The sequence below is a fragment of the Dolichospermum sp. UHCC 0406 genome (genome assembly GCF_009712025.1).
Taxonomy (GTDB): domain Bacteria; phylum Cyanobacteriota; class Cyanobacteriia; order Cyanobacteriales; family Nostocaceae; genus Dolichospermum; species Dolichospermum lemmermannii.
In genome coordinates this window covers 120,582-139,535 of sequence record NZ_VILA01000004.1, presented here as the reverse complement: position 1 = coordinate 139,535, position 18,954 = coordinate 120,582, and the positions used below count along the sequence as shown (strand labels likewise).

Genomic DNA, 18,954 nt, shown 5'->3' with positions numbered 1-18,954 from the left:
AATTAACGCCTTACTAACTTCTTTTGCATAGCAGCATCTTGAATAACATATTTATTGCTAGTAAACACCTGAATACCTGGAACAACACTATAATCCATATCATCAGTAATAATCTTAACTGTTCCTGCTCCTGCTTTGCTAATAGCTTCAAGCATCAGCAAATCATAACCATCAACTGCTTGAGTGGTAAATCGGTTAATAGCAGCATCAGTTGTTGCGTCATCTACTGTTAAATCAATAGGAATTGCAATTTTTTTGATTCGTCGCCAAGTAAACTGAACTTCAGCGACTACATTAGCTCTTTCTGTTGGATAATCATGACGGTATTTCTTAAAGTGTAAATATCCATTAGATTGAACATAAATATCATATTCTGTTTTCTCAATAATATGAGCAAGTTCAGCTAAAGTGAGTCCAGAATAAGTAAGAGTAGCTCCATTTTGGCGTGTTTTGTTGATATAGTTGGGATAATCTGTAATTTGGTAACGTTTAGCCGTAAATGCAGCATTTGTATAAGTTTGCCAAAACCAGATGTTGGTATCTACAAAGAAAATGTCACTTTGCTGTGGGGTATCAGTTTTGATATCTATGATATCAGCTTGAATAATCGCCATACTTCAAAAACTTGCAGCCATATCTGTTATCACCGTATCCACAGCATTACGATATTTTTCATCAGAGTAATAACGTTTAGCTCTAGTCATTACGTGATTAATAACATCCCATCCATCAGCATTGAGAGAAGTAAATTCAAGCAATTGATTCAACTTCTCAGATGGGATATCTTTTAACAATTGACCAAATGCAAAATTCACAAATGGAGATGCAAAAACCTTCACTCCTGCAAAATCTAACTCCACAGTTTCATCAGTTAGTAAACATGGATGAATCTGATCATATAACTTTTGTCCACCATCAGGAGTGATGGCATACTCGCCAACTATATCGTAAACTTTATACATCATGTCCTTATCTCCCTCTCTCTAAAGCTTCAGCTTCTTGAGTTTAGGAACTTCTGAAGCTAAACAGTAGTATTTTTCATCACATCGAAAAGCTATATTGACTAGCGTTCCCGAAAAATTAGTACAAACGTTTTCGTATTTCACTCCATTATCCCCTATATTGACATAGCTGTCATTACTGAAAATCATCAGAGTTCCATGATTTTTTCTGACAAATTCCTGTAGTATGTGTAAACCTTCACCCTGGCGGATACCTTGCTGCTTGGTGCTATTTCCCGGCTCAAATGCCCACTTTAAAGCCTCAATAGATGTCATTGCTGCATTTTCGGGTAAAGTACGAACACTATTAGGGATACCAATTCCAAAGTCAACCACCGTTAACTGAAGAGTACCTGACTCAGGATAATGTTGACCGCAAGTAAATACACCTATTGAAGATTGGCTATGTTCAAAGGCATTAAAATATATTTCTACAACTTTACCTGCGATTGCATCCTGTAATCCAGGACTGATATTAACCCAACCTTTACCTAGCCATTTATATCCTAAGTAGTCAGCTATGGCTATAGGGTCATGTTTGATATCTCTTCGATAAGGTACTGAGTTACCATCCCAAGGTTTCTGATTGTGGCTAAAATCATACAGGAATCCATTTTGAGCCAAATTCACACGAATTTTCTCTATAAGCGTATTCCATAGGAACTTGACATTTCCACCCCTGTATTCAAATAGACGAACTATTCCGCCTAAAAATGTAACACCGATGTGTCCCAGGAATCCGCAATAGTGGAAATCAATTATCAATTCTAAGCAATCTTCAGGAAGTTGCAAAATATCATACCAGTCTTGCAGCAGCATTTTTACATGACGAGGATAGTCTTCTACCGTATCCACATACAGAATGGGGGGTTGATTCTTGGTAATTACTAATGACAAAACAACTCCAAATAATTATGATTCTCTATAATTTTGACAATTAGAGCCAATAATACTAGATTTCATAACCTCATTGGTTATTTTTGGCTAGAGTAGTATATTTTTATTCTTCGCATTAAGCATTTGCGAGATAAAATGTTGGGACGTTAATATATAGCATTTATGTACAAGATTTTTTTCAACGAACCACAGAGGCACAGAGAACACAGAGAAAGAGAGAAAGGAGATGTTTGTATTTTATTAGGATTGCTATATATTATCATCACAGTAATAGCATCGTGATTATTCTGTAATTTTTCCTCTAGTCAACTTAATTTGTCCGCGCTTATTTTTACTATCAAGACGTTTTCTTTGAGAATTGCGACTTGGTTTAGTTCGTTTGCGTTTTCGCGGTAAAACAGACACACTTTTAATCAGTTCCTGAAGTCGTCGAAAAGCTTCCTCCTTATTCTGTTCTTGACTGCGGTATTCCTGCGCTTTAATCACCACAACTCCCTCAAGAGTAATGCGGTTATCTTTCAACTTCAAAAGCCGTTCTTTATAGATTTCTGGTAAAGAAGAAGCACAAATATCAAAGCGCAAATGAATAGCAGTAGCCACCTTATTAACATTTTGACCACCTGCACCCTGAGAACGAATCGCAGTAATTTCCATATCGCTATCAGGAATAATTACTGTCTGGGAAATTTCTATCATTTATATACAGTAATTCATACCTACAATACTATATCTTAACATAAAACAATTTTCACATAACTGTAAACAATTATCAGCTATCAGCAAAAACAACAAAAAAGGAAGTTGTTACTTCCTCAGAAATAAGCATTATGGGGTGTAAAGAAGAAAAAACAACCAACTAAAAATTATTCACAATACTAAATAAACAGCACTTCTGGCAAGATCAAGAGTAAAAATCTTATTATCGTAGAAACTAAATGGACCACGATATGCTGTTTCCAGGGTATTTATACCATCATAAACAGTGGTTAAAGCAACATTAGAACCACGTCCACCCAAGAAAGGTAAAGGTAAAATACCAGTACCTAAAATTTGCTGTATTTGCTCTGAATTTAAGTCATCCAAAAATGTCTTTTCCTGTAAGTCAGAAATTATGATTGTAGCCATGATCTTATTGCCTCATCAAACAGTGAATAGTTCTGGTAAACTTGACAAAATTGCCCTTGAATCTGCTAAAATAATTACCGATTTACCCAAGCATTAACTGTCCGAGCGTAATCTATCGTATTAAATTTATTATCATGAAAACTACCGGCTCCTTCATAAGTTGTTGATATGCTGTTTAGTCCATCATAAACGGTGGTTATAAAAACATTAGGACTTAGCCCTAAACTGGGATAGCCTCCCCAAAAACCTCCCCCTAATAAAATACCTAATTTTGATATTTTTAAATCATCAATAAAGGTTACTAAATGACTAGGATATAAGTCATTAATTACTATTTTCTCCATTATCGTATCCTCGAAATCCTTAATTCATTTAACTACTTAATTCTGACATTTTTCTTTTAGGAATAATCAAAAAGTTGCATATTAACGTCTATTAAAAAAGACATAATTTATTGAATTATGTCTTCAGTATAATACCTTATTTAAAGCTCTAAACCATTTTTCTGTAACTTCTTAAATGGATCTAAAATAAAGTCAATAACTCGACGTTGACGAATGATTACTTCCGCACTTGCTGTTTGTCCAGGTGTAAGAGGAATTTGTTTGCTACCAACTTGAATATAAGGATTTTCTAAAGCGATATCTAATTCATAAGTTTCTATTCGGTTAGAACTATTTTCTTGAATTTTAGAGTTAGGTGAAATCCAACTAATCCGTCCTGATACAATTCCATATTCTTGGAAAGGATAAGCATCAAATTTAATTTTTACTGGCATTCCTACCTTGACAAAACCACTATGTTGACTGGGCATACGGGCTTTCAAAATCAAAGCGGTATTTTCGGGAGCAATTTGAGCAATCATTTGTCCTAATTGTACCACAGAACCAGGTTTTTTAATAGGTAATTCAAAAATTATTCCATCAATAGGAGAGCGGACAATTCGCTGTTTTAGTTGTAAATTTAAAGATGCAAGCTGTCCTTTTGTTTGCATCATTTCTGATTGAAGAGAAATTATTTGATTTTGGATGTCTTTAAACTGTTCCTGACTTTTTAATAAAACTAATTCTCCTCCTTGCATAGAACTTTTATAACTATTTTCTTCTTCTTGTAAACGTAGTTTTGCCTGTTCAATATCTGAGCGAACTTGATTCATTAGTGACTGATAACGGCTGACCTCTTCTTTTAGCCGTAACTGTGCTGTTTGCAGATTAAATTTTGCTTCTTCTTGTGAACGTTGACTTTCTTCGGCAATTTTTTCCAATTCTACTACTTTAGTTTGAGAAATTATTCCTTGCTTTAACAACAGCCGATAACGTTCAACTTCAGAAACATCTCGACGTAACCGACTTGTAGCTAATCTATAGTTAGTTTGAGTAGATCGTATATTCTGTTTTACCTGATCAATTTGGGCTAATTTCTCCAAATCCTGGAAATTATAGGCACTTTTTTTAGTCTCAAATGTTTGTTGGGCTTGATTAAGTTGAGCAAGTTTTTCTAATGATTGAGATTGATTTTGCTGACGTTGAATATTAATTGCCATGAAGACTTGATTCTTCAGTATTTCCAGTTGAGATTGTCGATTTTTTAACCCATCTAATTTATCTTTTATTTGCTGTATTTCTGTTTGTAAAACATCAGATTGCATTTCTACTAATACCTGTCCAGCTTTAACGATTGCACCTTCTTTAACATTAACAGCAACTACACTACCAGTTACCGCACTATCTAATTTTTGTGTTGCCCCTTTGGGTTCTATTCTGCCACTAGCACTTCCTGTTTCATCAACTTTAGTTAACATTGCCCAAGGTAAAATAATTGCGGCAAAACTGACTAATAAATACAACATGGAACGAGTCCATACTTTTGGTAAAGCATCTAATAATTCTTCTGTACCATAAAACCAATCTTGGGCTTTATTTAATGTCTGAGTCTGAGGTTGATTTTGGATAAAAGCAGTAGATTCAGTTTGATTCTGCGGCTTTATGGTAGTTGTTGGTTGTGTGTAAACTGACTGTGGCATAAATAATTTTAGAATTCTGGTTATAGATCCCCAACTTCTTCAATAAGTCGGGGATCTGGTTATTAAACAATTAATTTGTTTGTGCTAATTGTTGTTGATTGAGATAGAAATAATGTCCTTTTTTGGTAATTAATTCTTCATGTGTACCGCTTTCTACTAAAACACCACGATCTAAAACTAAAATTAGATCAGCATGACGAACTGTAGAAAGACGGTGAGCAATAATTACACTTGTACGTCCTTGCAGAATTTTTTTGAGGTTGTTCTGAATAATCCGTTCAGATTCAGCATCAAGGTGACTTGTAGCTTCATCTAATATTAAAAGTCGCGGATTTCCCAGTAAAGCCCGGGCAATTGCTAACCGTTGACGTTGACCTCCAGATAACATTCCGCCTCCTTCACCAATTTGGGTTTCATAACCCATTGGCATCCTTTTGATAAACTCATCTGCACCTGCAAGTTGGGCAGCTTCCACAATCTCTTCTAAAGAGGCTTCTGGATGGGCAATTGTGATATTTTCCCGAATTGTTCCGCCAAATAAAAAGGTATCTTGATCAACAACTCCTATTTGCGATCGCAAAGAATGTAAGGAAATACTAGTAACATCTTGATTGTCAATTAAAACTCTTCCATCTGTCGCTAGATATAAACCCAAAATTAACTTAGAAAGTGTTGTTTTTCCAGAACCACTGCGCCCAACAACTGCTACAGTTTGCTCAGGTAAAATTTCAAAACTGAGATTTTCTAAAATATTAATCTCACTTTCGGGATGATAGCGAAAGGTAACATTATGAAAACGGATTCTCCCGATTAATCTCGGTAAAAATTGTCGAGGGTTATGTTCTAAATCTTCCTCTAGTTGTGCTTCCAGTACATCATTAATTCGTTCTGTAGCAACAATCACCTCTTGTAACTGATTCCACAAAATAATTAATCGTTGGAAAGGCTGAATAATATTACCCAGTAACATATTAAAAGCAACTAACTGACCAATAGTAAGTTGATTTTGAATGACTAACCAAGCGCCAAACCAGAGCAACCCTGTACTTGCTAAAGATTGAATAGTAGAGCTAATTAATTGCAGTTGATTACTAATTACTTGACCACTAAAGTTCTTTTTGATTAAATTGTTTAGCAACTCTTCCCAATGCCAACGAACTGTTTGTTCAATAGCCATTGAGCGAATCGAAGAAATTCCCGTCAAGCTTTGAATCAAATAACTATTTTCCAAAGTTCCTGCTGTGAATACCTCTCGACTAATCCGCCGCAAAAATGGTGTGGCAAAGAATGTTAATAACACAAAGGGTGGCACAATTGCCAATGTCATTAATGCCATTGGTGGACTGTACCAAAACATTAATCCCACATAAACAAAAACTGTTAATAAATCCAAGCCAATAGATAGAGCTTCACCCGTCAGAAACCGTTGAATTTTTTGATTTTCCTGAACACGAGAGACAATATCTCCCACATAACGAGACTCAAAAAATGACAGAGGTAAGCCAAATGTATGCTTAATAAATCCCACCATTAAAGCCACACTAATGCGGTTAGCGGTGTGATCTAGTAAATATTGTCTTAACCCATTAATAGCAACCCGAAACAACCCAAAAATTAACAATCCAAACCCGACAGTATTTAAAGTTAAGATGCTACCTTGAACAATGACTCTATCTAATAAAAGTTGAGTAAATAAAGGTGTGATTAATCCAAATACCTGAATTAATACCGAAGCAATAAATACTTCTAAGAGAACCTGAAAATGCGGTTTAACTAAATCAAATAACTGCCAAAATGGCGTGTTAGCTTCTTGCGTTTTTTTGAGTGAAGTTGTAGGCTGTAATAGTAAAGCGTAACCAGTCCAACCTGCAAGAAATTCCTTAATAGTAAGCTGACGTTGGCCAATAGCGGGATCAGCAACAATTACCTGTTTTTTGGTAATTTCATAGACAACAATGTAATGTCTACCTTGCCAATGAGCGATCGCTGGTAAAGATTGTTGGGCAAATTTATCCAAACTGGCTTTCACCGGACGGGTAGCAAAACCAAGGCTTTCTGCTGCTGCACTCAAACTTCGCATGGATGCACCACTCCGGCTAACATTAGCCAGATCCCGCAGCCGATTGATACTCAGGTTTTTTCCCCAATAACGGCCAACCATAACTAAGCAAGCAGCACCACAATCAGCAGCACTTTGTTGTTCAAAAAATGGATAGCGTTTAGTAAATTTACGCCACCAATTACCAACAACTACCGTAGGAATAGGAAAGTATTGAGGGCGTTTTTTTACTTGTGTTGGTGGGGGAATTATTGGTTGAGGTAAATTGGCACTATTTACAGTTCTTGGGGCTTCAATCAGCGGAATTTCTGAAGAATTCGCAGTGTTAATTAGCTCTGCCTTATTCAGCAAAAGATGATAAACACTAGGAAACTCTCCCATTACCTTAGTTAATATTGCTTGGGGAAGATAGGCAACCTTTAAATTCATAGAAGCTCTAGCCACATAACTGCTAAAATCTTGTTCTGGAAATAAAGTTAACTCCCCAAATGATGACCCTGAAGTGAGAGTATTAATTAAATTGTTCGAGCTATCAAGTAATCTCACCTTACCAGTCAGCACAACATAAATTCCCGGCTTTGCTGTTGTCGCTTGCCAAAATTGCTTTGCTACTGGTGGTTCAATAATTTCTAAAGCCTTGGTACAATCTATAACTGCTTGATCTGATAAGCCATCACCCAAGACTTGCCTAATGTGTGTAACTAACTGTTCCTGAGAAAACGCTGATAGCATTTCCTAACCTCCAAAACACTATTATTTATTGGTCTGCATGAGATTCAATGACCAATGAAAACTAGGTTCAGGCGGAGAATGCAAATCACTAATTTTAATTGCTAAATCCTGATTTTCAGTAGTTATCAATGGGGAACTTTTATGTTTAGTAGAAAGTCCCATTTGTTTAAGGAGGCGATTAATGTGGCGATCGCTAATTTGAATTCCCAACTCTTTCGCTAAATGTTTACTCAACCATTGCGCCGTCCAATCACCAAAAGCATAGCCATATTCACGGGGACTAGAATTGACTAATTCCTTCAATCTTTCAATATATTGATGATTAACAATCTTTGGTCTACCCAATGGGCGCTGATTCCATTTGTGAGCCATCCCCGCCTCAGCAGTACCTATCCAATACCTAGCCATCTCCTGAGAACAACCAATCATGTCACAAATATGAGTTTGCGATTTGCCCATATCTGCTAACAACATAATCTCAATTCGTCGCCGATATTCTGGTTGTGAATTGCTTTGTAAATTTTTTAGCAATGCCTTTCGCTGAAAAGGTGTTAAAAACTTACTTTCATAACCATCGTAAATATCAATAACCCGATTTTGATGAGAATAAGATGACATAATTCTTACCAGTTGCCTTCTACTTTCAAATTTGGGCAAATTTATCTGTTACATCGATTGCTCAAAGACAGATGCCAGAAATTTCACAGATATTCAGTATTTAATTTGGAGGATGTTTCATGAGTATTTATGTGATTCTCAATATCTATGCAGCAGGCATAGCTGTTATGTCCCTCAATAAACAGCACTGTCTGGTAAAACACCCATAAATAAAGTCCAAAAAATTCGCTTTCTCATGCCAAATTTATCTGCATTAGTTAATCATTCTCAAAATTTACCTAGCGCATGATACTATCTCTAATTTAGATTTCCAGATATTCGTAAACACTGGTATTGAAGTTAATCAATCCTCAAATATTTAAGTTCATGCAGTTCTAATTACCCAATAATTATGGAACAATTGTACTAAAAATTGCAGCCCCAAAATAGATAAGCTCAGAAAGATGTAATCTATCTCTTACACTAGCCTAAAATGAGAAAACTCTCATCAGCAGACGTTCTTAAATATGAAATCGTCTACTCGATAGCTAAGACTGAGCCATTCAGTTTAGATAAAAAAGTGATGAAGCTTTGATTGTTATCTTTAAATTCTGCTATATCTTCTTCTAAAATTTATATAAAAAATAAAATCTTCATCTAAACTTCATCATCTCTTCATATAAAATTTATATCAACTTAAAGCTGATAAGTAGGTTGGCGTTGAAAATTGTCGTCATAGCACTAGGCAAGAGGCAAGAGGCAATACTTCGACTTCGCTCAGTAACCAGAGGCAAGAGTAAAGAAGTTTTCAGCGATTTTACATTTCTTTACACAGTTTGGTTTTATTGTGTTCACCTACTTATAAATATGGTTAGTAATTTCTAGTAAATCCTATTGTAGAATTTTATATCCATGAAAAAGAAGCTGTAAAATTATTACAACTTCTAATTGCAGTTATATCAATTGCCAGTTGACATAACAGTAAAAATTTGCAAATAAGAGCATGATTTCACCATGACCTTCCGTTTCCTCATCTACCTTGATTACCAAAGTTAGCCAAACCTTAGTCACAGGAAATTTGCTAGAAAAAGTTATCTAGCCATCTCAATTTAATTAGGGCAACCCACCACCCTAATTGAAAACTGCTCAAGCTTCTGAGGAAAAATAACCACCTTTAGTCATGGTTCATCAGTCTTGATGGAGAATTTAATTAATGAAAAACTGAATGCAAAAGCAATCAGCCTATATGTTTCATGTACAGACACAAACAGTTTTTTGGGAAAAATGCAATTTGTCTGCTATGAACCTTTATTTAGGTTGCTATTTCTAATTTATAAGATGTTACCAGTGTATATTTGCCATTGTGGCAGAACTTTACGAAGGATTCAGTAATTGCAGTTACTCACATTGAGCATCATACTGAGTAACAAGCAATTACGATATAATCAGCAACTATGCCGACTTTTTTCCCCGACCATTGGCGCGTGCTTCAGCATGATGCTTGCCGCCAACTTCCATATAAGCTAAATCCTTAATCTTGCTTAAACAGTTAGATGCCAGATTGCCTTCGGATCTTTTCTCTGTGGGTGGTTTAGCAATTTTGAGAGTTTCATGATTTTGTGTATTCAAGCGACTCATGCGAGCGTTTTCTTTCAATATGCGGTTATAAGTGCGATAAGGAATATAGTGCATGGGATTATAGCCCACAAACCGCAACATTAAAACACAAGCCCAAGAATACTTCCCTGCCAAAATCGCTTCGACGACTTGGTCTAACTGTTCAGGATGGATTTTTGCTTCTAAGTTGTTACCACTGCCAGCAATATCTTGATTCATAATCTTAGTTATCTTTGAATTGAGTAAATTAGTCCAGTTGGGAGCAAATGCGATGGTCTTCAGCCAAATTGCTGTTGCGGGAACAACCGGAACCTATAGGTAATCAATTGGTGGCAGATGTTGAGAAAAGTAACAACTTTCGATAAAAGTCCGGTACTTGCGAATATTGATACCTGACGGGAATGGGAATCAGAAAACTGGATCTCTACGATTACCCATTTAACTAAGCTAAAACGCGCATTTGACCTGATGATTTTTTCCATAACCTGACCTGTGATTGAAAACCTGACTATTTTTAATCAAGTCTGTGTACTGCTGTGCCTTGCCGTGTATACCCTGATTTTCTGGGCAGTCTTACAGTTTTCATTTAGTAATATCTATAGATCACAGAAATAATATGTATTAATTGTGTCTGGGCTGTAGATTTATACTTACCAATGAATCAAAGGTAAAAATTTACCTTTTCTGTGGTTTCTACCTAGAGGAATTGAGTTTGGCGTAGCTTTTCGTAGATGCAATTATGTCCTCTTGAAATTTCCAAGTGGAAATTTTCTGCTTCTCCCTAGTTACTGCTGTATAACTTCTTACCATTAATTGTGGTGCTTTTGCTGTAAAAGCTCACAATTACTGAATGGAATCAGGAAAACCATTGATTTCTCAATTTCAAAAGCCACATTTTTATTTATACTATTTTTTGTCGCTAATGTCATCTGCCAAGGTGGCAAGATTTAAGTTAAATTTACTGAACTTATCTAGATATTTACTTATGTCTTGTGCAAGTTTGATTTTTGTCCCCAGTTGGCAAAAAATGAGGGGTGTTACCCCCCACTTTAATCTCAATGGCAGATGTTATCATCGTTATACAAAGCAAAAAAACTACGAATCACCTTTGTCTATGCTCCGTAGCATATAGATAGTCGTCGCAACTATAGCTCAAAAACAAATGAACTTTAATTACCACAAATTTAATTTTTATATAATAATTACTTTAATGAGAATCATTGCTTTGTAGGCACTCTAAAGCTTTAAGTCCTAAAATTCTGACGACAATAAAAATAAATATCAATTACAAAATAATTCCATAATTAACAGTATTGTTTATTGTTAATACTCTGGGTTTCGATATTAATCTAAATTACCAATATGTTTGCTTTTATATAAAAAAATACCTGTAGCTATATCTGGACAGCAAAAACTGGATCACCATGAACCTTTCACTATTATCTTATTTGTTTAGTAAAAGCTATTTGTTTATTAGGGAAAATTGGCATTTAATTAAATAACTAGGTTGGTAATTATATGTATGCAATTTATTAATATAAGTAAGATTACAGTAATATTCATTAAACTGATTCGGTAAGAAGAACCATCATTATTTATGGTCAATTGCCGCAGATTATTCTTGTCAAAGCCGATACTTAGGTAGAAAATAAAGATCAAGTCCGTATGGCTAAGTAATTCTTAACAAATCAAATCTGCTCAAATTTCCGGGTCTCAAACGCTACTATTCAGCTTTGAGAGCGAATTATTAACTTACCTTTGGGGGTTAAAGTCCCCTGCTTCTACAAGCAGCGGGTTTTGCGTCGGGGTAAAATCCCCGTTGCAAAACGTAATTCTAAATTCTAAATTCTAAATTCTGCATTCTTTTAACTGAGATTTTCTCAATAACTTGCCCAGAAATTTATCCGGTAGTTGCTTGACAGATCAGAATGAGGAGGTTATAGTGTAACTCCCAAGCTGTTTAAGTTTTTAAACAAGTTGGGCAATTTTCACAAGCAGTTCGCTAGATCGAAATTTTGACTCTATTACAACTAGCTGGGAACTTATCAGCTAAATTAGGAGTCGTAAAAACTAAGTGCATTTGAACCTGACTAACCTGACATCATAGATTGATAAAGCTCCTGCTGTCCTTGCTTTATTCAACTAGCCTGCATCTACTCATATTACTAAATTTAAGGTCTACTGATAAATTCTCATCTGTTTCCAACCAGAGTAGAGAATATTTTTAGGTTGTTGATTTTAATCTTTTCAATTTCCATAACCCTAAATAAAGTAGGGAATTGGTAATTGTTTTTTGTGTCTTTAAACGTGCCATCATTTTCACAGCCTCGGCAAACGCAATTACTGATGTGATTTATTGCTAATTGCTGACTTCTCATTTTTCAGTGGCTTTGCGAGCGAAAGTCAACCCAATGATACTTGAGCAAAAAATTTATCCATGTTTCCCGGACCGACTAATTTTATCTTGAGTGGGAGTTTAGAAGTTATCTTTGTTGTTAAATCAGGAAAAAGAGGCATATCTTAAAGCATTGGTTTTCAGATTTAAATTCCTCAACTCTTAACCATTACTGATTTTTTCGCCCAATTCCGGAAATAACCGGAAAATAAAGATCCCCGACTTCTCAAAGAAGTCGGGGATGTGAAAAGTATCAAATTTAACGAACTAGCAAATAGATTCCCCAAATAGCCATAGCGCGGAGATAGGTACTAGCGCGGAAAGTGCCATTAGCGGTGATTGCTTCCGGGGTGCGAAATTGCAAACCATTGTCGTAAATTTGCCTCACCACAGCCTCAGTTAACCGCATTGCCTCATTTTTCATGTTCATTTGCACCAGGAAAGCTGCTAGACCAAAATTGATTCCCGTCCAAACTTCCAAAGGATGAGTAGAATTGGGATTTTCGGGTAAACCATTGGGAAGAACACCATTAGCAGCGCCAAATTCACCATTTTGAAACTTGAGAAAACAGGAATCATATACTTTTGTTAAGGCAGACAAAGCGCGATCGCTCGGAACAATATCTGGTAAACTCAATAAACGAGCGTAGAATTGCCCACACAATTGGTCAGCCATAACTACATCAGAACCACTGTCACTATCCAAACGGTAATACTCACCATTCCAAAGCTTCTCCTGATAAATTGGCTTCGATTGACTTAACCAACCTTGATAAATAGACCCTTGCACCTCCACCTCTGCGTCCTCTGCGCCTCTGCGGTTCGTTAAAATCTTAGAAATAGCAATAGCAGCTTCCAAAGCAGCTAACCACAAACCACCACAATAAGCACTCACACCTTGTAAACGCCAATCATCAAAAGTTTGGTCAGGAGCGCCAGAATTTTCTGGTATACTGTCACCATCGAGATCAAAAGTTTTCACATAATCGAGAGTTTGGACAATAGCATCCCAACAATCTGCTAAAAATTGAAGATCATTTGCACCGGTAAACAGAAAATCTCGATATACCTGCAAAACGAAATCACAACCTAAATCTTTCCACAGGTTGCAATCTTGATAACTAGTATAATTGGTTTTTTCCCAAACGTGTTCATTGGGTGCGCCTAAATCGTGGGGTGTCGCACCGGCAATTTTCCGAACTGCGTTGGGACTTTCAGATTTGATAGTTAAATAATAACCGATTATTCTAGTTCTATCATCACTTTGGGGAATTGCCCTAGCAAAAGCCCGAATTACCGATTTTTCCAATTCAGGGAATAACATCAATAACCCAAAAGAACCGTATAACCGCACATCTAAACTTTCATACCAACGATAATCTAAACATTCTAACACGGCAAATTGACCAACGGGATCAATTTCTGAGGCCGCACTCCAGAGAGTTCCTCCACTGGTTAAATCGTAGAGTTCGTTAAATAAAGCCATTTTGAACCAGTCAGGTAAATCTGATTTTGCCAAAATGGGATTTTGCCAATCTTGAATGAGCGATCGCCAATTCTGATATTCTTTAAGAGCAGTAGTGGCAATCTGCCAAGCATTCTCACCATTACAACCAAAAAAGTCTGTATATCTGCGGTAATAGTTCACTCCTGCTGCAAATTCTGTAACGGGAAAATCCCAACTTAGCACCAAGGGAACTTCTAAATTTTCCCCAGGTTGCAAAGTGAAACGCACCGCAATTGCTGCACCTAATCTGGTATTTTCATCTGCGGGAGTTTCATCTATATAATTAGGTAAAGAACCATTTGCAGAGAAACTTTGCCAAACATCTTCACCATTACCCACAGGATTAAATCGGGAATGATAGAATATTTCCACTTGGGGATTTTTAGCAGTCGCAATACACCAAGTTCCGTCTCCTTCTTGGACAGTTTGATGATCAGAAACTTGACCTAAAACACAACCAAAATATTGATGATCTTCTGCTAAACAATTATAATTTCCTTGACTTTCTCCCCAGCGTGGTAGATATTCATAAACAGGACTTCCATCATCTCTAACTCTAACTTCGGGAGATTTTAAAGTATTAGTAAACCAACCGACCATATTTTCCCAAGTTAGCATAATGCTAATGGTAATTGGTGCATTTGTGGGGTTGTGTGCTTTCCACAAGAAAACCGCAACCGGATAACTTGATTCTTGATAATTATCTGCCCAAATTGGCGAAAATTGCTCACAGGTTAATTGAGTTTTTAAGACATTTTCATAAACAAACCAACTGCGGGGATAAAGTGCGTGATATGTACCTGAATTCTGTTCCTGAGACTGTGGATACCATTGCCAAGATTGCAGTGTATGATCTTCTGGAGGTTGGGTAGATAATGCGTAAGCTTGTCCAGATTCAAAAATACTAAATTGACAAGCGGGAACAGTTTTAAAAGTATGTTCTCCCCCGTCAATGTGCCACAGGTTAAAGTCTCCCCGTGAAGAACGTCCTATACACCCTGCACCAAAGCCACCAAGGGGCATTCCGTGCCAGGGACCATCATCAATATTACTGGGATAACGGACGGTGTAGGGGTTCTCCCAGCCTAAGCCAATGGGACGTTTCCAGGTGCAGGGGGGAATTTGTGGGTGGTTTGTCATAGTTTGAGTTTCAAGGTTGACGCTAAGGAAGACTAGCGAAAGATAACAGAAAATCAGGAAATAATGCAATAATTCATTACAAGCTTGATCAACTTACTAACCATTTAAAATCAGACGATAGCTAGGTTCGTAAGTCGTGTAGAAAATCATTTAATGATTCATTTAATGATTTATTAAATGATTTTTTGCAAGACACTAAAAACCATAGTTGTCAGCAAAGGATATTAGGTAAAATAAATAGTCAATAAAAAACCAGCTAGGAACTAACTTAGCTGGTTATTTTTGTGTGTAAAATACCTTACTTACATTTTATCACTAAGTAATTTATTAATCATCTCCTGTTGCTGCTTTAACTGTTCTTTAAGCATTTCTAATTCTGTTTTCTGATCATCTGCTTGTGATTGATTAGCGGGTAATTCTGGATTAATTTGGTTAGCTCTATCAGAGATATCTTGGTAATGCTTCTCTGATACTTTTTCGTTATGTCCACACCACGCTGATACTATTTTTTCATCACGCCCTAAATCAAAAACTTGATGAGTGATGAATGTATGACGGGTATTATAACAAGGCAGGTATTTTCTTAATTTACCCTGCTCTATAAGAGTAGGAATTATGCCTATAATCTTAGAAGTAGAAGTGCCAGTAGTGCCTCTCCAGTTAGCTCTAAGTGTACCATCTTTGACTATTTTCCCGTCAACCTTGAATACTATATCATTATCTTTTCCTTGTGGTATTGACTTTAACAATTCCCATAACTCACCATTCTTAGGCATAGGGAACATTCTAATTAATGAACCATTTTTATGATTCTTTAATGGGTAAAATGACTTGGTAAGATTATTGTAAGTCCTCCTAATCAAAATTCTTTCTCTGTCAAATGAAACATCACACCACATCATCCCAATAGCCTCACCCGTCCTGCATCCTGTAAGAAACTTAAAAGCTAAAATGTCATACCATTTAGCTTTAGTTTTGTGATTACCAGATATTGAGTATTATAGCACCATTGACACCTAGCGCGATGTGTAATTTTTCTCAAGTCATGGGTGAGAACTATATTTTCATTGCTGGAATTTTAGATAATTTTAATTAATAGATATTTTCCCGATTCCTTTTTAATAGTAACTTTGACTACGTTTAGTATTTTTTCAAGAGTTCCAAATAGACGGCAAAATATATTATAATATTGTTACATATTTGTTAAGAAAGGTTACACGACTCTTAACAAAAGGAAATATGGTTTATGGTTGTTCCCCGTGAGAAGAATGCACCACATGAAGTTGTTATCGTTGGTGGTGGCTTTGGTGGATTGTATGCAGCAAAGGCTCTTGCTAAGGCAAAAGTAAATGTTACTCTCATTGATAAACGGAATTTTCATTTATTTCAGCCGCTTTTATATCAAGTTGCCACAGGTACACTATCACCTTCTGATATTTCCGCACCATTGCGATCTGTATTCAGCAAAAGCAAAAATACAAAAGTGTTGTTGGGAGAAGTAAGTGATATTAATCCCAAAGCGCAACAAGTTATTTTGGGTGATGAAATAGTCCCTTATGATACATTAATTCTGGCCACTGGTGCCAACCATTCCTATTTTGGTAAGGATAATTGGAAAGAATTTGCTCCTGGTTTGAAAACTGTGGAAGATGCCATAGAAATGCGTCGGCGGATATTTTCAGCCTTTGAAGCCGCAGAAAAAGAAAGTGATCCGGTAAAACGTCGGGCTTTGTTAACTTTTGTGATTGTGGGAGGAGGTCCAACTGGTGTAGAATTGTCCGGTGCGATCGCTGAATTAGCATACCAAACCCTCAAAGAAGATTTCCGCAACATTGACACTTCAGAAACGAAAATTTTACTATTGCAAGGGGGCGATCGCATTCTCCCACACATTGCCCCAGAATTATCAAAAGTAGCAATAGAATCTTTACAAAAGTTGGGTGTGGTTATTCACACTCAAACCAGAGTCACAAATATTGAAAATGACATTGTTACTTTCAAGCAAAACGGTGAATTGACAGAAATTCCCTCAAGAACTATCTTGTGGGCAGCCGGTGTGCAAGGTTCAGCTTTGGGGACAATCCTCGCTGAACGCACAGATGTAGAGTGCGATTTCTCTGCCAGAGTAATTGTCGAACCTGACTTGACTATCAAGGATTATAAAAACATTTTCGTAATTGGAGACTTAGCTAATTTCTCCCATCAAAATGGTAAACCCTTACCTGGTGTTGCCCCCGTAGCCAAACAAGAAGGAGAGTATGTAGGTAAACTCATTAAACGCCGGCTTCAAGGTCATACTTTGCCAGAATTTAAATACAATGATGTGGGTAGTTTGGCAATGATTGGGCAAAATTTAGCCGTTGTAGATTTAGGTTTCATTAAACTCACAGGTTTCATTGCTTGGATATTTTGGCTAGTAATTCACATCTACTTCTTAATTGAGTTTGACACTAAATTAGTGATAGTAATTCAATGGGCTTGGAATTATATTACTCGCAATCGTCGCTCTCGATTAATTACAGGGAAAGAGGCTTTTTTGGCAACAGAAACTGTTAATAATAGCAGTCATTCCCAGACTACAGAAAAGAAGCAACCAGCCAAACTCTAGAATTTGTGGTTTGTAGTACCACGGCATTAAAATTTATGGGAAAATCCGCCATTCTTTCAACACTGAATTCAATTAGTGTGAGGTGGCGGGTTTAATTGTGAGTGCTACTACGTCCAGTAAATTGGGTGTATTTTTAGTCATTTAATATTCAAAACAATAGCTAAAGCATTACTAATTTCCTGCATAATTTCTTCCGCAACTATTCCCACTTTTTTAATTAGTCGTTGTTGAGAAACTGAACGAATTTGAAAAGTATCTGCTGTGGATAATTTGCTTAAATTATTCTCTGCTGTTGTTTCAATACGTATCATCCAAGGTACTTGTGCAAAAACTTCGTTCCATCCGGTAATAGGTACAATAACCTTTAAGCGTAAAGTACCTATATCATCATTATTAACAATGATACAAGGTCGGGTTTTGCTAATTTCATCCCCTACTGTGGGATCAGCATTATACAGCCAGATTTCACCTCTACGCATAATCTTGGTACTCATAAAAATCTTCATTACAAGTATCAACAAATTCTGTTAAACTGCTTTCTGTTTCATAATAAGAACGCATCATTTCCGCAGCAGCAGTTAAGCTCAGTTTTTGAGGATTTTGCATTTCTTCACGCATGAGTTTTAAGGCAAATTCTATTATCTCTAGTCTTTCGACATTAGGCATTTGTTTAATAGCTTCTAAAATTTGGGGGTTGATCATAATTTGTGGCAATTGTAAGTAGTTTCTATTTTAAAGTAAGATATACTGACTCTGCAACCTTCGTAGGTTGGGTTGTTCGCGTCAGCGTTGCGGAGCAATGGAACGAAACCCAACACCATCCACCAGGATATCATAATTAATGTTGGGTTTCCTTGCGTCAACCCAACCTACGGGGTAAAATCAAGATTATAAAACACAACTTTAATCACAGGATATTTATAGTATGGAATATCGCCGCGCCAATGTGGCAGGAGGAACATACTTTTTTACAGTGGTGACAGATAAAAGACAAAAAATATTATGTTTACCAAAAAATGTTTCCTTATTAAGAGATGCTTTTGGTTATGTAATGCGGAAACATCCATTTATTATAGATGCTGTTGTTATTTTACCGGATCATCTCCACTGTATTTGGACTTTACCAGAAAATGATCATGATTTTTATACCCGTTGGCGGTTAATTAAAAGTTATTTTAGTCGTCAATGTGAAACTATTTCACCATAAAATATATCTATATCTAGAAAAAAGAAAAAACAACGGGCTATATGGC

16 protein-coding genes are annotated in these 18,954 nt (G+C 36.3%); 2 read left to right on the top strand and 14 right to left on the bottom strand.

The annotated features are described in order from the left end of the window. Nucleotides 1-2 precede the first annotated feature (2 nt). The 12 genes from FJR09_RS05420 to FJR09_RS05365 form a co-directional block, all read right to left on the bottom strand. Nucleotides 3-614, bottom strand: a complete 612-nt coding sequence (locus tag FJR09_RS05420) for a hypothetical protein (RefSeq protein ID WP_053540430.1) — start codon at nucleotides 612-614, stop codon at nucleotides 3-5. Nucleotides 615-617: 3 nt separating this feature from the next. Further along, nucleotides 618-965 carry an STAS-like domain-containing protein gene (locus FJR09_RS05415; protein WP_027404595.1) on the bottom strand — a complete coding sequence of 116 codons (348 nt, stop codon included), beginning with the start codon at nucleotides 963-965 and terminating at the stop codon, nucleotides 618-620. Between the two features lie 18 nt (nucleotides 966-983). Further along, entirely contained in the window at nucleotides 984-1,898 is a 915-nt protein-coding gene (locus tag FJR09_RS05410) for a hypothetical protein (protein WP_217357023.1), read from the bottom strand. A 282-nt stretch (nucleotides 1,899-2,180) separates the two neighbouring features. Beyond that, nucleotides 2,181-2,594, bottom strand: a complete 414-nt coding sequence (gene arfB / locus FJR09_RS05405) for an alternative ribosome rescue aminoacyl-tRNA hydrolase ArfB (protein ID WP_015079888.1) — start codon at nucleotides 2,592-2,594, stop codon at nucleotides 2,181-2,183. A 171-nt stretch (nucleotides 2,595-2,765) separates the two neighbouring features. Then, the gene (locus FJR09_RS05400) at nucleotides 2,766-3,023 is read right to left on the bottom strand and encodes a hypothetical protein (protein WP_015079887.1); all 258 of its coding nucleotides are present in this window, start codon (nucleotides 3,021-3,023) and stop codon (nucleotides 2,766-2,768) included. A 74-nt stretch (nucleotides 3,024-3,097) separates the two neighbouring features. Then, entirely contained in the window at nucleotides 3,098-3,367 is a 270-nt protein-coding gene (locus tag FJR09_RS05395; RefSeq protein ID WP_015079886.1) for a hypothetical protein, read from the bottom strand. A gap of 140 nt (nucleotides 3,368-3,507) precedes the next feature. Further along, a complete protein-coding gene (locus FJR09_RS05390) occupies nucleotides 3,508-5,046 on the bottom strand; it encodes an HlyD family efflux transporter periplasmic adaptor subunit (protein ID WP_015079885.1) in 1,539 nt (512 codons plus the stop codon). A gap of 70 nt (nucleotides 5,047-5,116) precedes the next feature. Next, nucleotides 5,117-7,837 (bottom strand): peptidase domain-containing ABC transporter, encoded by a 2,721-nt coding sequence (locus tag FJR09_RS05385; RefSeq protein WP_015079884.1) that lies wholly within the window; start codon nucleotides 7,835-7,837, stop codon nucleotides 5,117-5,119. 21 nt (nucleotides 7,838-7,858) lie between these two features. Further along, nucleotides 7,859-8,455 carry a helix-turn-helix domain-containing protein gene (locus FJR09_RS05380; RefSeq protein WP_015079883.1) on the bottom strand — a complete coding sequence of 199 codons (597 nt, stop codon included), beginning with the start codon at nucleotides 8,453-8,455 and terminating at the stop codon, nucleotides 7,859-7,861. 1,431 nt (nucleotides 8,456-9,886) lie between these two features. Further along, complete coding sequence (locus tag FJR09_RS05375; RefSeq protein ID WP_015079882.1) at nucleotides 9,887-10,270, bottom strand: HetP family heterocyst commitment protein; 384 nt, start codon at nucleotides 10,268-10,270, stop codon at nucleotides 9,887-9,889. 2,435 nt (nucleotides 10,271-12,705) lie between these two features. After that, entirely contained in the window at nucleotides 12,706-15,093 is a 2,388-nt protein-coding gene (locus FJR09_RS05370; protein WP_015079881.1) for a GH116 family glycosyl hydrolase, read from the bottom strand. 302 nt (nucleotides 15,094-15,395) lie between these two features. After that, nucleotides 15,396-15,869 carry a DUF5320 domain-containing protein gene (locus FJR09_RS05365; protein ID WP_158310519.1) on the bottom strand — a complete coding sequence of 158 codons (474 nt, stop codon included), beginning with the start codon at nucleotides 15,867-15,869 and terminating at the stop codon, nucleotides 15,396-15,398. A gap of 470 nt (nucleotides 15,870-16,339) precedes the next feature. Between FJR09_RS05365 and FJR09_RS05360 the strand changes: the two genes are divergently transcribed. Continuing rightward, nucleotides 16,340-17,701 (top strand): NAD(P)/FAD-dependent oxidoreductase, encoded by a 1,362-nt coding sequence (locus tag FJR09_RS05360; RefSeq protein ID WP_015079879.1) that lies wholly within the window; start codon nucleotides 16,340-16,342, stop codon nucleotides 17,699-17,701. Nucleotides 17,702-17,838: 137 nt separating this feature from the next. Here FJR09_RS05360 and FJR09_RS05355 read toward each other — a convergent pair whose 3' ends face one another. Continuing rightward, a complete protein-coding gene (locus tag FJR09_RS05355) occupies nucleotides 17,839-18,195 on the bottom strand; it encodes a type II toxin-antitoxin system PemK/MazF family toxin (protein ID WP_254433040.1) in 357 nt (118 codons plus the stop codon). After that, the gene (locus FJR09_RS05350) at nucleotides 18,173-18,403 is read right to left on the bottom strand and encodes a hypothetical protein (RefSeq protein WP_015079878.1); all 231 of its coding nucleotides are present in this window, start codon (nucleotides 18,401-18,403) and stop codon (nucleotides 18,173-18,175) included. The genes FJR09_RS05355 and FJR09_RS05350 overlap by 23 nt, the downstream gene beginning before the upstream one ends. 223 nt (nucleotides 18,404-18,626) lie before the next feature. On the opposite strand from FJR09_RS05350, the gene FJR09_RS26100 reads away from it, so the two are divergent. Next, entirely contained in the window at nucleotides 18,627-18,908 is a 282-nt protein-coding gene (locus FJR09_RS26100; protein ID WP_371416409.1) for a transposase, read from the top strand. Nucleotides 18,909-18,954: the final 46 nt, after the last annotated feature.

What these genes read in the sequence shown, in the direction of transcription:
- FJR09_RS05420 (WP_053540430.1), bottom strand. Translation starts at nt 614, where the DNA reads ATGGCGATTATTCAAGCTGATATCATAGATATCAAAACTGATACCCCA.
- FJR09_RS05415 (WP_027404595.1), bottom strand. Translation starts at nt 965, where the DNA reads ATGATGTATAAAGTTTACGATATAGTTGGCGAGTATGCCATCACTCCT.
- arfB (WP_015079888.1), bottom strand. Translation starts at nt 2,594, where the DNA reads ATGATAGAAATTTCCCAGACAGTAATTATTCCTGATAGCGATATGGAA.
- FJR09_RS05400 (WP_015079887.1), bottom strand. Translation starts at nt 3,023, where the DNA reads ATGGCTACAATCATAATTTCTGACTTACAGGAAAAGACATTTTTGGAT.
- FJR09_RS05395 (WP_015079886.1), bottom strand. Translation starts at nt 3,367, where the DNA reads ATGGAGAAAATAGTAATTAATGACTTATATCCTAGTCATTTAGTAACC.
- FJR09_RS05390 (WP_015079885.1), bottom strand. Translation starts at nt 5,046, where the DNA reads ATGCCACAGTCAGTTTACACACAACCAACAACTACCATAAAGCCGCAG.
- FJR09_RS05385 (WP_015079884.1), bottom strand. Translation starts at nt 7,837, where the DNA reads ATGCTATCAGCGTTTTCTCAGGAACAGTTAGTTACACACATTAGGCAA.
- FJR09_RS05380 (WP_015079883.1), bottom strand. Translation starts at nt 8,455, where the DNA reads ATGTCATCTTATTCTCATCAAAATCGGGTTATTGATATTTACGATGGT.
- FJR09_RS05375 (WP_015079882.1), bottom strand. Translation starts at nt 10,270, where the DNA reads ATGAATCAAGATATTGCTGGCAGTGGTAACAACTTAGAAGCAAAAATC.
- FJR09_RS05370 (WP_015079881.1), bottom strand. Translation starts at nt 15,093, where the DNA reads ATGACAAACCACCCACAAATTCCCCCCTGCACCTGGAAACGTCCCATT.
- FJR09_RS05365 (WP_158310519.1), bottom strand. Translation starts at nt 15,869, where the DNA reads ATGCCTAAGAATGGTGAGTTATGGGAATTGTTAAAGTCAATACCACAA.
- FJR09_RS05360 (WP_015079879.1), top strand. Translation starts at nt 16,340, where the DNA reads ATGGTTGTTCCCCGTGAGAAGAATGCACCACATGAAGTTGTTATCGTT.
- FJR09_RS05355 (WP_254433040.1), bottom strand. Translation starts at nt 18,195, where the DNA reads ATGAGTACCAAGATTATGCGTAGAGGTGAAATCTGGCTGTATAATGCT.
- FJR09_RS05350 (WP_015079878.1), bottom strand. Translation starts at nt 18,403, where the DNA reads ATGATCAACCCCCAAATTTTAGAAGCTATTAAACAAATGCCTAATGTC.
- FJR09_RS26100 (WP_371416409.1), top strand. Translation starts at nt 18,627, where the DNA reads ATGGAATATCGCCGCGCCAATGTGGCAGGAGGAACATACTTTTTTACA.